At 44.0% G+C, this 13,721-nt stretch carries 11 protein-coding genes; 5 read left to right on the top strand and 6 right to left on the bottom strand.

Annotated elements, in window-relative coordinates; genetic code table 11:
* Positions 1 to 175 precede the first annotated feature (175 nt).
* Complete coding sequence (locus tag ACXAER_RS01240; protein ID WP_474825829.1) at positions 176 to 502, bottom strand: hypothetical protein; 327 nt, start codon at positions 500 to 502, stop codon at positions 176 to 178.
* A 438-nt stretch (positions 503 to 940) separates the two neighbouring features.
* Here ACXAER_RS01240 and ACXAER_RS01235 point away from each other — a divergent pair, with 438 nt between their 5' ends.
* Positions 941 to 1,183, top strand: coding sequence for a DUF2164 domain-containing protein (locus tag ACXAER_RS01235; RefSeq protein WP_474825827.1), 243 nt, complete (start codon positions 941 to 943; stop codon positions 1,181 to 1,183).
* 85 nt (positions 1,184 to 1,268) lie between these two features.
* Here the strand turns inward: ACXAER_RS01235 and ACXAER_RS01230 are convergent, their stop codons facing one another.
* The 5 genes from ACXAER_RS01230 to ubiG form a co-directional block, all read right to left on the bottom strand.
* The gene (locus ACXAER_RS01230) at positions 1,269 to 2,006 is read right to left on the bottom strand and encodes an SDR family oxidoreductase (protein WP_474825824.1); all 738 of its coding nucleotides are present in this window, start codon (positions 2,004 to 2,006) and stop codon (positions 1,269 to 1,271) included.
* A 114-nt stretch (positions 2,007 to 2,120) separates the two neighbouring features.
* Entirely contained in the window at positions 2,121 to 2,393 is a 273-nt protein-coding gene (gene yfaE / locus ACXAER_RS01225) for a class I ribonucleotide reductase maintenance protein YfaE (RefSeq protein WP_474825821.1), read from the bottom strand.
* A gap of 12 nt (positions 2,394 to 2,405) precedes the next feature.
* Entirely contained in the window at positions 2,406 to 3,536 is a 1,131-nt protein-coding gene (gene nrdB / locus ACXAER_RS01220; protein ID WP_269916991.1) for a class Ia ribonucleoside-diphosphate reductase subunit beta, read from the bottom strand.
* 126 nt (positions 3,537 to 3,662) lie between these two features.
* A complete protein-coding gene (gene nrdA / locus ACXAER_RS01215) occupies positions 3,663 to 5,984 on the bottom strand; it encodes a class 1a ribonucleoside-diphosphate reductase subunit alpha (RefSeq protein ID WP_474825818.1) in 2,322 nt (773 codons plus the stop codon).
* Between the two features lie 547 nt (positions 5,985 to 6,531).
* Complete coding sequence (ubiG, locus tag ACXAER_RS01210) at positions 6,532 to 7,236, bottom strand: bifunctional 2-polyprenyl-6-hydroxyphenol methylase/3-demethylubiquinol 3-O-methyltransferase UbiG (protein WP_474825816.1); 705 nt, start codon at positions 7,234 to 7,236, stop codon at positions 6,532 to 6,534.
* Positions 7,237 to 7,538: 302 nt separating this feature from the next.
* Here ubiG and gyrA point away from each other — a divergent pair, with 302 nt between their 5' ends.
* The 4 genes from gyrA to cmk all read left to right on the top strand — a co-directional run bounded on the left by gyrA (position 7,539) and on the right by cmk (position 13,624).
* Positions 7,539 to 10,253: a DNA topoisomerase (ATP-hydrolyzing) subunit A gene (gene gyrA, locus ACXAER_RS01205; RefSeq protein WP_474825814.1), complete on the top strand. Its 2,715-nt coding sequence runs from the start codon at positions 7,539 to 7,541 to the stop codon at positions 10,251 to 10,253.
* Between the two features lie 144 nt (positions 10,254 to 10,397).
* Positions 10,398 to 11,483: a 3-phosphoserine/phosphohydroxythreonine transaminase gene (gene serC, locus ACXAER_RS01200; protein WP_474825812.1), complete on the top strand. Its 1,086-nt coding sequence runs from the start codon at positions 10,398 to 10,400 to the stop codon at positions 11,481 to 11,483.
* A 1-nt stretch (position 11,484) separates the two neighbouring features.
* Entirely contained in the window at positions 11,485 to 12,768 is a 1,284-nt protein-coding gene (aroA, locus tag ACXAER_RS01195) for a 3-phosphoshikimate 1-carboxyvinyltransferase (protein ID WP_474825810.1), read from the top strand.
* A gap of 184 nt (positions 12,769 to 12,952) precedes the next feature.
* Positions 12,953 to 13,624: a (d)CMP kinase gene (gene cmk / locus ACXAER_RS01190; RefSeq protein WP_014976668.1), complete on the top strand. Its 672-nt coding sequence runs from the start codon at positions 12,953 to 12,955 to the stop codon at positions 13,622 to 13,624.
* Positions 13,625 to 13,721 lie beyond the last annotated feature (97 nt).

The raw sequence follows: 13,721 nt of genomic DNA, 5'->3' as shown, positions 1-13,721 counted from the left end.
CTAAGACCCGGCCCCGCGGGGCTTTATCAATTACTGCCACGTTATAGCAATTGTGGTTGATACCAGATACTACTAGTGAGGTAGGTTAAGTCAATTTTCAAATGTTGATAGTAGGGCATAAGTAAGAATGAACTGAGAGCTCTTTTAAAAGAGCCCTTATCAAGCTAAGGTATGGCTAGTCTAAAATCTCTATAATTTCCCTTGTCGCTTGTACAAGACGTATCACCTTGTTCTCGATACGAACCGTTACTACCCCGTCTTGTCCTAACGGTACGATTATGCGGGAATGGTCGTAAATATCACGGTCCAATCGCTCACCAACGGCTAACTTTTTTTCCCAACCTGGCGGTAATTCCCCCGTCCGTTCATATTTTTTCTCTATGCCCGGTGGCAAGGATTTACCCTTGTGGGGGTTATTGGGGATGGCGCTAGCAGGTAGGCTGTAGATCGCAATCGCAACCGATACACCGATAACGGGTAAAATTTTCATTATTAACCTCACAAATTCCATATAAGCGCTAAACCATTTTGAAATTGTTATACAAGATATCCTAGTATAATTGTTCGTTAGCGCCTCTAGCTTAAAGGGCTATCAGGCCCTTCTTTTGAAATACGAATTACTGTAAACCCAGTAACGAAAAATCTTTCTAGTTGAAGTAAGCGAAAACTGTACCAGGCTATAGCTTACTGCCATGAAACTATAGAAAGTTTAGTTATTAAGGCTGCTTAAACTCAACCACAGTAATATTAGTTTACGCACTAGGCAGGAAGGCTGTTCCGCGATTAAAGGCGTTGATTAAACGTAAAAGTGGTGGGCCAAAGGTAAACAAGCCGTTGGTGTGATAATGTTGAACTGTCTTCATAGCTGAGGGTATGGAAAGCTATCCTTTGGCATAAGCGAAGAGCCTAATACTTTGAACATTACAAAAGAAGGATGAAAATGAACGAAATTGCATTTACCCGTGAAGAAAAAGACGTGTTAGTTGCTAAACTGCAACGATATTTTGATGACGAGTTAAATGTGGAACTTGGTCAATTTGACGGAGAATTTCTTCTCGATTTTATCAGTAAGGAAATGGGCGCAACCTTTTATAACAAAGGCATAAGTGATGCTAGAGCGGTTGTAGCATCGCGATTACAAGTTGTTGATGAAGAACTATATGCCATCGAAAAAGTCCTTTGAGCACATGAAGTTTTTTAAAGCCTGCATCTAGCAGGCTTTTTTAGTAAATGGCTGTCCCATTCTTATACGCAAAAAATAATCAGCACTAGAGTTCCTGATTGGTAGGTCTGATGATCATTTCGTTGATATCTACATCGCCAGGCTGCTCAATGGCAAAAGTTACAGCACGGGCAATTGCATCTGCGTCGATAGCATCGTCGTACATATCTTCTGCCATTTGCTTTGAGTCTTTGTGAGATATGTGGTCAGTAAGCTCAGTCGCCACTGCACCTGGTGAAATATTCGTTGAGCGAATTTGACCATTTGACTCTTTGCGAATACCTTCGCTTATTGCCTTAACTGCAAATTTAGTGGCGCAATAAACCGTAGCTCCTGGGAAAACCACATGACCCGCCACAGAGGATAGATTGATAATATGTCCGCTTTGTTGTTCGCGCATGCGCCCTAAAACCGCTGCTACACCGTACATAACGCCTTTAATGTTTACATCTATCATCTGGTCCCACTCATCAACCTTCATCTCGTCAAGCGGAGCGAGGGGCATAAGGCCAGCATTATTGACTAGCACGTCAATGCGGTCGTAGGTATCTATCGCGGCTTTTGCAAGCGCGTTAACTTCTTCCTTTTTCGTGACATCGACCGTTTTATAGGTTGCGTGTCCACCTGAAGATTCAATTTCATCTACAAGTTTTTTAAGACGGTCTTCACGGCGAGCGCCTAACACTAATTTAGCACCTTTTTCCGCTAGCATTTTCGCAGTAGCTTCTCCAAGGCCACTACTTGCACCTGTGATGATGACTACTTTTCCAGAAACTTCATTCATAACATTATCCTTACGTTTGATTAGTTGTAAGTTGCTACGTCTAAGTATTGAAGTGGATTACATTAATTCGTATAAATGCTGTGAGAGTGCTGATGAGAGCGGTGAATGAAGAGGCTACAGGGGGACTTTTATTTTTAGCGGGCATTTAGCCACACAGCAACAAGGAAGAATTTCATCATCGTCAATAAAAGCGAGGGGATCGGTAGTGTATTCAACTTCGCCTTCAATAAGCTTAGTTCGACACGCACCGCAAAAACCTTCACGGCAGTGGTAGTGAATATTAACGCCCGCTGACTCTAAGGCGTTTAAGATAGTGGTATCAGAGGGGGAATTAATCGCCCCCACATCGACAACGTCGATGCGGAGTGATTTATCGTTACTGCTCATTAAGCTGTAGGTTTACAGCTCAAAATCAGCAAAGTCGTCTTCGCTTACTGCAGAATCTATTTGTCCAACTAGGTAAGAACTGATTTCAGATTCTTGTGGGGCTACTTGTACATTGTCTGAATTTAGATAGTTATTCATCCAAGGTAGCGGGTTGCTGCTAATCTCAAATGGTGTATCTAGACCTATGGCAGACATACGTTGATTCGCAATGTACTCAACGTACTGGCAAAGAATTTCTTTGTTAAGGCCAATCATAGACCCGTTTTGGAACAGATAGTCAGCCCATTGCTTTTCTTGCTCAACCGCATTCATGAAGATAGCGCGGGCTTCTTCTTTACACTCTTCTGCTATTTGCGCCATTTCAGGGTCATCTTTACCCTTGGCCCACAAGTTTAGAATGTGCTGAGTTGAAGATAAGTGAAGGTTCTCATCACGGGCAATCAATCGAATGATTTTAGAATTACCTTCCATCAACTTACGCTCAGCAAAGGCGAACGTACAAGCAAAAGAAACATAAAAGCGGATTGCTTCAAGCGCATTTACCGAGTTCATACACAGATAAAGCTTCTTTTTAAGCTCGTACATATTAATTGTGTACGCAGTACCATTAACGGTATGAACGCCTTCCCCCTGTGTTTGCCAAAGTTGAGTGGCGAAAATAAGGTCGTCATAATACTTCGAAATGTCAGCGGCACGGCGCTTAATCTCGTCGTTTACTACGATATCTTCAAATATTTCACTTGGGTCTGAGAACAAGTTACGCAAGATATGGGTATATGAGCGCGAGTGAATAGTCTCAAAGAAAGACCATGTCTCAACCCATGTTTCTAACTCGGGTAGCGAGATAATAGGCAAGAACGCAATATTTGGGCTTCGACCTTGTACCGAATCTAAAAGGGTTTGGTACTTAAGGTTTGATATGAAGATATGCTTTTCTGGATCGGTTAATTTTTGAAAATCGACACGATCGCGAGAAACGTCTACTTCTTCAGGGCGCCAAAAAAAGCTAATTTGTTTCTCAATAAGCTTTTCGAAAATGGCATGCTTTTGCTGATCATAGCGTGCAACGTTTACGGGATTACCGAAAAACATCGGCTCGATCAATGGATTAGTACTTTGCTGATTAAACGTAGTGTATTTCATGATGGCCTAACTAAAAACTTAATGATTAACGCGTATTATTGTTTGTGTTCTTGCTGCGAAACGTTAATGGCAGGCGTTACCGTAAAATCCTTTTACGAACCTGCCATTTTTGCAAAAGGGCGTGTTTTAGATTTTACACGCACCGCCTGCACAATCATCATCTTCCTCTACCACGACTTCTTCTTGACGTGGCATAGGCTCGTTTGCTTTAGCGTCTAGCGCCGAGGTGTCTGAAGCACCGTCACGAGTGTTATGATAATAAAGTGTCTTAACACCAAGCTTGTAAGTAGTAAGAAGGTCTTTAAGCAGAAGCTTCATTGGTACCTTGTTACCTTCATAACGGCTTGGGTCATAGTTTGTGTTTGCTGAGATAGTTTGGTCGATAAACTTCTGCATGATACCCACAAGTTGCAGGTAACCATCGTTTGAAGGAATATCCCAAAGTAGCTCGTATTGGTCTCTTAGCGTTTCGTACTCAGGTACAACTTGCTTAAGAACACCATCTTTACTCGACTTAATGCTGATGAAACCACGTGGCGGTTCAATACCGTTGGTCGCGTTAGAGATCTGTGAAGATGTCTCTGAAGGCATTAATGCTGAAAGGGTAGAGTTACGCAAACCGTGAGTTTTGATTTCTTCACGAAGTGCATCCCAATCGTAATGAAGTGGTTCGTTACATACGCTATCAAGGTCTTTCTTGTAGCTGTCAATTGGCATGATGCCTTGCGAATAAGTCGTTTCGTTAAACTTAGGGCACGCGCCTTTCTCTTTAGCCAGGTTGTTCGACGCTTTCAGTAGGTAATATTGCATTGCTTCAAACGTGCGGTGGACTAAACCGTTTGCGCTATGATCTGAATATTTAACGCCGTTCTTAGCAAGGTAGTAAGCGAAGTTGATAACACCCACACCTAGAGTACGACGGCCCATAGTTGCGTTGTACGCAGCAGGGACAGGGTAGTCTTGGTAATCAAGTAGATTATCAAGAGCGCGTACTGCTAGATCGGCGAGTTCTTCAAACTCATCAACTGACTCAATCGCACCTAAGTTAAATGCAGACAGTGTGCAAAGGGCAATTTCACCATTTTCGTCGTTTACATGCTGTAGCGGCTTAGTCGGTAGCGCAATTTCAAGACACAAGTTGCTTTGACGAACTGGCGCAACTTCTGGGTTGAACGGGCTATGCGTATTGCAGTGGTCAACATTTTGAAGGTATATACGACCTGTGCTTGCACGCTCTTGCATGAACAAGCTAAACAGTTCCATCGCTTTGATTTGCTTCTTACGGATACTGTCGTCGTTCTCGTATTTAACGTATAGCTCTTCGAACTTGTCTTGATCAGCGAAGAACGCATCATAAAGACCTGGAACGTCAGATGGACTAAATAATGAAATGTAGCCATCTTTCATCATGCGCTGATACATGAGTTTGTTGAACTGAACACCGTAGTCTAAGTGACGTACACGGTTTTCTTCTACACCACGGTTATTCTTAAGCACTAGTAGCGATTCTACTTCCATATGCCAGATAGGGTAGAACAACGTAGCCGCACCGCCACGAACGCCACCTTGTGAACAGCTTTTCACTGCAGTCTGGAAGTATTTGTAGAATGGAATACAGCCAGTGTGGAATGCTTCACCACCGCGAATAGGGCTGCCTAGTGCACGAATACGGCCTGCATTTACACCGATACCCGCACGCTGGCTTACGTATTTAACAATAGCACTTGCCGTTGCATTGATTGAATCTAAGCTGTCGCCGGTTTCGATAAGTACACACGAGCTGAACTGACGCGTAGGCGTTCGTACGCCGGCCATAATTGGGGTAGGTAACGATAGCTTAAACGTTGAAGCAGCATCGTAGAAACGACGGATATAATCCATACGTGTCGCTTTGTCGTAATTTGCGAAAAGACATGCCGCTACAAGAATATAAAGGAACTGTGCACTTTCGTAAATTTCACCAGTAACACGGTTTTGAACTAAATATTTGCCTTCAAGTTGCTTAACCGCAGCATAGCTGAAGTTCATGTCGCGCCAATGGTCGATATAGGTTTCCATTTCTGCGAATTCTTCAGGCGTGTAGTCTTCAAGTAAATGCTTGTCGTACTTTCCTAAATCTACCATTTTTCCAACGTGTTCAAGTAACGCTGGCGGCTCAAATTGTCCGTACGCTTTTTTACGAAGATGGAAAATAGCCAGGCGCGCGGCCAAGTATTGGTAGTCTGGCGCATCAGTAGAGATCAGGTCAGCCGCTGACTTAATCAGTGTTTCGTGGATTTCGCTGGTATTAATGCCGTCATAGAACTGAATTTGCGCTTTTATTTCAACTTGTGAAACAGAAACGTTGTTTAATCCTTTGGCTGCCCATGTAACGACTTTATGGATTTTTTCTAAGTCGATGGACTCTTTTTCACCGTTTCGTTTGGTGACGAATAAGTTGTTGTTCATGTTACTGGCCGTTTGTCTGTTAGCGCTTGATGCGTGGGCTATCTGTTGCCCATTTTCGTTTTAATTTTAAATGCGTATGTTGTTAACGTTGTTGGCTCACGCCAGTTAAAAACACACACAAAAAGCGGCCTAAACTAATACCAAGAAGTATTGTAGTAGAGACTGCTCGTTAAATTCTTTACTGCTTTTTTGTTTTCAGCGAGATTATTGTTTCAAACTATAAGTGGTGTCCCAGAGACAGTTTGTCATTAGTTGAGATCCCGTAAAATTATCGGTGGGATCCCGTGCTGAATTAGACACAAGATAGTGAGGTTTTGTCTTGATTGCAACCCAATATCTGGTGGTATTTCAAGCACTCAATCTGGCATGAAATTTATGTTAGTAACAACTAACTTTTTAGCGTTCTACAAGCGTAAAATATCTGGAATGCAAGCGTTTTAAACAAAATCTTAAGTATAAAAATTAATTTATTCTTAGAATTCAATTTTTATACAGACACGATATATGGTGTTTAAAATATCGCCGCAGCCCAACATATAGTGTTAAATTAACTTTGCGCTACTGTATATAGTAAGTAGTTTACGTCTACATTATTAGACGAAAGATAAAAGCCTTGAGAGATCGGGTCCATGTGCAAACCTGTCATATCGCGAGGAAGCAAACCTGCTTGGTCCGTCATCGCCATAAGTTCAGAAGGCTTGATAAACTTACCGTGATCGTGCGTACCTTTAGGTACTAATTTCAGAATGTATTCTGCGCCAAGGATCCCCATCAGATATGACTTCAGGTTTCTGTTCAGTGTAGAGAAGAAAACATGGCCGCCAGGTTTTACTAACTTCGCGCAAGCCATGACAACAGAAGCAGGGTCGGGCACATGTTCTAACATTTCCATACAGGTGACTACATCGAACTGACCTGCGTTTGCTTCAGCAAATTCTTCCGCTGTAGAGCAGACGTAATCAACTTTAACCCCAGATTCTAAACCGTGAAGCTTGGCCACTTCTAACGAAGCCTCTGCCATATCTAGCCCTGTAACTATTGCTCCAGCACGGGCCATAGATTCAGCGAGAATGCCGCCGCCACAACCGATGTCCACGACTTTCTTGTCAAATAAACCTTCACTGTGTTGATTTATAAAGTCTAAACGGAGTGGGTTAATAAGGTGTAATGGCTTGAATTCGCCTTCTGGATCCCACCAGCGAGACGCAAGTTCAGAGAATTTATTGATTTCTTGTTGATCGACGTTCGTCATTAGTAAAACAATCCTTAACCTATCTCTTTTTAAGATATCGTAAATTCATGTTGTGTTTCACTGTTTTTAAACAGAAATAGCTAAATTATACGAAGGGATGAACGAAAAATAATCGCTTGCCTTTTAGTTGATTAATAAGCGCAATTAAGCGCTACATAATTCTCTCATCAAGTGGTACACTCGAAGCACGATTATGACCCACATAATAACAACAGTGCGCTCCCATGCCTTGCTTTCACAATGATGTGAAGTAAAGCACTGGATAACGCAGAACAAACCAAAATAAAGGGATTAAGCAGTTTATGTCTGATAACGCTAAAGAAATCCTCCCCGTTAATATTGAGGAAGAGTTAAAGAACTCCTACCTTGATTACGCGATGAGCGTTATTGTCGGGCGAGCCTTGCCTGACGTAAGAGATGGCTTGAAGCCAGTGCACCGTCGTGTGCTGTTCGCAATGAACGAACTGAAAAACGACTTTAACAAGCCATACAAAAAATCTGCCCGTGTGGTAGGTGACGTAATTGGTAAATATCACCCTCACGGTGACTCTGCGGTTTACGACACTATCGTTCGTATGGCCCAACCGTTTTCACTGCGCTACATGCTGGTTGACGGTCAAGGTAACTTTGGTTCTGTAGACGGCGACTCTGCCGCTGCGATGCGTTATACCGAAGTACGCATGGCGAAAATTGCGCACGAATTACTTGCCGATTTAGATAAAGAAACCGTTGATTTTGTACCTAACTACGACGGTACTGAATTTATCCCTGAAGTATTACCCACTAAGGTTCCAAACCTATTAGTTAACGGTTCGTCAGGTATCGCAGTTGGTATGGCGACAAACATACCGCCGCATAACCTTACCGAAGTCATCAACGGCTGTGTTGCCTTAATTCAAGATCCATCAATTACTATTGATGATTTGATGACCCATATTCCTGGCCCGGATTTTCCAACGGCAGCGATGATCAGCGGTCGTAAAGGTATTGAAGATGCATACCGCACTGGTCGCGGTAAAATTTATCTTCGTGCTAAAGCCGAAATCGAGACAGACAACAATGGAAAAGAAACCATTGTTGTTAACGAAATTCCTTACCAAGTTAATAAAGCACGTCTTATTGAAAAGATCGCTGAACTGGTAAAAGAGAAGCGTATTGAAGGCGTTTCGGCACTGCGTGATGAGTCTGATAAAGACGGTATGCGCATTGTAATTGAAGTTAAACGTAACGAATCTGCCGAAGTTCTGCTTAACCATTTATATGCCAATACACAGCTTCAAACGGTATTCGGTATCAATATGGTTGCGCTAGACAATGGTCAGCCTAAGGTATTTAACCTTAAAGAAACGCTTGAAGCCTTTATTCTTCACCGCCGTGAAGTGGTAACACGCCGTACTGTGTTTGAATTACGCAAAGCGCGTGATCGTGCCCACATCCTTGAAGGTTTGGCAATCGCGCTTGCGAATATCGACCCAATTATTGAGTTGATTAAAGCGTCGCAAAGCCCAGCAGATGCGAAAAAATCGCTTGTAGCACAAGGTTGGGACTTAGGTGACGTAGCGCAAATGCTTGAGCGCGCGGGCGATGACGCTGCACGTCCAGACTGGTTAATGCCTGAGTTTGGTATCCGCGACGGCAAGTACTACTTAACGGAACAGCAGGCGCAAGCTATTCTTGACCTACGCTTACATAAGCTAACGGGTCTTGAGCACGAGAAGATCCTTGAAGAATATAAGCAGCTTCTAGAGCTAATCGCAGAACTTCTTCACATCCTTAATAGCCCAGAGCGCTTGATGGAAGTGATTCAAGAAGAACTTGAAAAAGTCCGCGATGAATTCGGTGATGAGCGTCGCACTGAAATTACCGCTGCAAGTCACGATATTGATATTGAAGATCTAATCGAGCAAGAAGACGTCGTTGTAACGCTTTCTCGCGAAGGTTATGTGAAGTACCAGAAACTTACAGATTACGAAGCACAACGTCGTGGCGGTCGTGGTAAATCTGCAACTAAGATGAAAGATGAAGACTTCATTGAAAAGCTTCTTGTTGCGAATACCCACGATCACATACTTTGCTTCTCAACCCGAGGTCGCTTGTACTGGTTGAAAGTGTATCAATTGCCGTTCGCTAGCCGAAATGCACGCGGACGCCCGATTGTGAACATATTGCCGCTAGAAGATAATGAACGTATTACTGCTATTCTTCCTATTAAAGAATTCGAAGAAGGCAAGTTTGTACTGATGGCAACGGCAAACGGTACAGTGAAAAAGACTGACCTAAGCCTATACTCTCGCCCTCGTTCAAGCGGTATTATTGCTGTTAACCTAAATGAAGGTGATGAGCTAATTGGTGTTGATATTACCCACGGTGATGACGACATCATGTTGTTCTCTGACGCGGGTAAAGTAGTTCGCTTTAACGAGAAGCTTCGTGACAGCGAAACGGGTGAAGTGAAGCGTGACCCAGAGACGGGTGAAGAGCTTCTTGCACTTCGTCCAATGGGACGTACTGCAACAGGGGTTCGCGGAATTCGTCTTCAAGATGGACAAAAAGTGGTATCACTTATTGTTCCAAAAGGCGATGGTCCAATCCTGACAGCTACAGAGAATGGTTTTGGTAAGCGTACTCCGCTAGAAGATTACCCGGCGAAGAGCCGTGCGACTCAAGGCGTTGTATCTATCAAAGTATCTGAGCGTAATGGTAAAGTAGTTGGCGCTGTACAGGTAGACGAAACCAATGAAATTATGCTTATTAGTGACCAAGGTACACTGGTTCGTACTCGTGTAGGCGAAGTGTCAGTAGTAGGCCGTAACACACAGGGCGTTCGCTTAATACGTACAGTAGAAGGCGAGCATGTTGTAGGGTTACAGCGTATTGAAGAAGTGGCAGAGTTACAGGAACTCGATGAGGACGGTAATCCAATCATTTCTGACGATACGCCAGAACAAGCAGAAACTGCTGTTCAAGAGCAAGAAAACGCCGCAGAAGACGGTGATAGCTCAACGACAGAAGAGTAGGGATAGCGCGCAGGCTTAGGCTATGCGCATTATCAGTGTTCTTTCAAACAAGCGGCTTTAGCCGCTTGTTTACCTAATAGACCCGCAAAACGTTGAAAACAAAGCGAGTTAAACGGTAATTATCTACAGGTGTTGAAAAACGCGATGAAAGAGGTTTTTAACTTTAGTGCTGGCCCCGCCATGCTTCCCAAAGAAGTGATGGAAAAAGCACAATCAGAATTTACAAATTGGCGCGAACTAGGCTGCTCTGTAATGGAAGTGAGCCACCGTGGCAAAGACTTCATTGAGATAGCCGCAAAAGCAGAGCAGGATTTGCGTGACTTGCTATCCGTGCCATCTAACTACCATGTGCTTTTCACACACGGTGGTGGACGCGGTCAATTTGCCGCTGTTCCCCTCAATTTGTCATCCGCCGGTGATACCAGCCTTCATTTAGTGAGCGGCTCTTGGTCAAAAGGCGCGGTGAGTGAAGCGAATAAATACAATAATGCGGTAGTTGTGGGCGACGTTACAGAAAAGGACGGGCTTCACTACATCGCTAAGCCTGCTCTGAGTGATATCGATCAGTCTGCTGCCTATTACCATTTTTGCCCGAACGAAACGGTAGACGGTATTGCTTACGATTGGTTACCGGAGTCAGGAAAGGTTCCGCTGGTTTCTGATATGTCCTCGACCATATTGTCACAACCGCTAGACGTGGCAAAACACGGTGTTATTTACGCCGGCGCACAAAAGAATATCGGCCCAAGCGGTTTGTCTGTGGTTATCGTTCGCGAAGACCTGGTTGGCAAAGCACGTAAAGAAACACCGTCAATTTTTGATTATGCATTAGCGGCAAAGTCTGACTCTATGTACAACACACCGCCAACGTTTTCATGGTACTTAGCGGGGCTTGTATTTGAGTGGCTTAAAGACATGGGCGGCGTTGAAGCTATGGCTAAACGCAATGCTGAAAAGGCGGCGTTATTGTATTCAGCTATCGACAGTTCTGACTTCTATTCAAGTAAAGTTCACCCTGATAACCGTTCAAAAATGAATGTGCCGTTTCATTTAGCCAATGCTGAACTTGACGGGTTGTTCCTTAAAAAGTCACAAGAAGCAGGGTTACTTGCTCTTAAAGGGCATCGTTCGGTAGGGGGCATGCGTGCCAGTATTTATAATGCAATGCCGGTAGAGGGCATTGTTGCGCTAGTTGAATTTATGCGCGAATTTGAAAGAGTGAATGGATAAAATGGAGCAGTTAACATTAGACCCGATTGCAAAAGTATCGGGAGAGGTCAATGTACCTGGCTCAAAAAGTCTGTCTAATCGCGCACTATTGCTTGCCGCGTTGGCTGAAGGTGAAACTGAATTAACCAACTTGCTCGATAGCGAAGATATCGAGCATATGCTTAATGCACTTACGAAGTTAGGTGTTAGCTATCGCTTAAGCGAAGACAAAACTCAATGTGTTGTTCAAGGTAACGGTGGGGCCTTTAACGTAGCTGAACCACTTGAGCTTTTCTTAGGTAATGCCGGTACCGCAATGCGTCCTTTATGTGCAGCACTTGCTGCAAGTAACGTTGATACCGTACTTACTGGTGAGCCGCGTATGGAAGAGCGCCCAATTGGCGATTTAGTTGATGCGCTACGCGAAGCAGATGCTGACGTGTCTTACCTTAAAAATGAAGGCTACCCTCCGCTTCAAATTAAAGGCAAGACGTTAAACGGTGGCGAAATGTCGGTTGATGGCAGCGTGTCTAGCCAATTTCTAACGGCGCTTTTAATGGCAGCACCCCTGTTTTCAGGAGATGTGACTATTCGTATTAAAGGCGAATTAGTGTCTAAGCCTTATATCGATATCACGCTAGACACCATGGCTAAATTTGGTGTTACTGTTGAGAATGACAACTACCAGACGTTTACGGTTTCTGGCAACGCTAAGTACGTTGCGCCAGGTAAATTTATGGTAGAAGGCGATGCTTCTTCTGCATCTTACTTCCTTGCAGCCGGCGCCATTAAAGGCGGAACGGTACGCGTAACCGGAATTGGGCAGAAAAGCATTCAAGGTGATATCCGCTTTGCTGACGTGCTCGAAGCCATGGGTGCAAAGGTAGTGTGGAACGATGAATATGTTGAAATAACCGGTGCGCCACTTAAAGGTGTGAACATGGATATGAACCATATTCCGGATGCCGCCATGACCATTGCCACTACAGCGCTGTTTGCTGAAGGCCCTACGACCATGACTAACATCTATAACTGGCGTGTTAAAGAAACAGACCGACTTGCGGCTATGGCAACCGAACTTCAAAAGCTAGGTGCGAAAGTAGAAGAAGGGCACGACTATATAAAAGTATGGCCGACTGATTCGCTAAAACATGCTGAAATAGATACGTATAACGACCACCGTATTGCAATGTGCTTTTCACTAGTTGCATTAAGCGATACGCCGGTCACAATAAACGACCCAGGTTGTACACGCAAAACCTTCCCAGACTATTTTACCCGCTTTAAAACTTTATATAGCGCGTAAAAGCCTTGTAAAAATGAGTCAGAGGTTAATGAAGGGCAATGTAGGTTAACCCTTTAGTTGCTTCGTTGATCTGAATCAGATTTATCCTAATGTACAATGCCGACTCTAAGAGGCGGCATTGCTTATCTCTCACTAAAGCGTATAATTGCGCGCGATTTTTAGTAATTTAAACGATGGAGCAGGTATGCATTCCACACCCGTAGTCACGGTTGACGGTCCTAGTGGTGCAGGCAAAGGTACGTTAAGTAGCTTGCTAGCAAAAAAATTAGGGTGGCACTTTCTAGATAGCGGCGCAATTTACCGCGTATTAGCAGTTGCTGCACTTCACCACGACCTTCCGTGTGATGATGAAGAATGTGTTGTTCCTCTAGCAACCGGTCTTGATGTTAGTTTCGAGACGAATGGCGATACCACTCGCATTATCTTAGAAGGCGAAGACGTTACAGACGATATTCGTACTGAAGAAGTTGGCGCCGTGGCGTCAAAAGTTGCAGCATTACCTCGTGTTCGCGAAGCGCTACTTCGCAGACAGCGTGCTTTCCAACAAGATCCAGGTCTTGTTGCTGATGGCCGCGACATGGGGACCGTGGTATTTCCTGATGCGCCTGTAAAGATTTTCCTTACAGCAAGCGCAGAGGCCCGTGCTGAACGCCGCTATAGTCAGTTGAAAGCAAAGGGCATGGATGTTAATATTGCGCGCCTTTTAACCGATATCAAGGCAAGAGACGAGCGCGATACACAACGTGCAGTGGCTCCTTTGGTACCGGCACAAGATGCAGTAATTATAGATTCAACGGACTTGGATATTGACCAAGTCTTTGAAAAAGCGATGGATATTATTTCCTCACGCCTTTAATGACGGGAGCTGATCGCATCCAAAGCAGTGTTGCTACAGGAAGTGGCGACTAATTTTAATAACCCCGCGTTATCCGGATAAGAAGCGTGGATATCAA

The organism is Alteromonas sp. AWJ4_199, from assembly GCF_056159165.1.
This window is presented reverse-complemented; position numbering and strand designations above follow the sequence as displayed.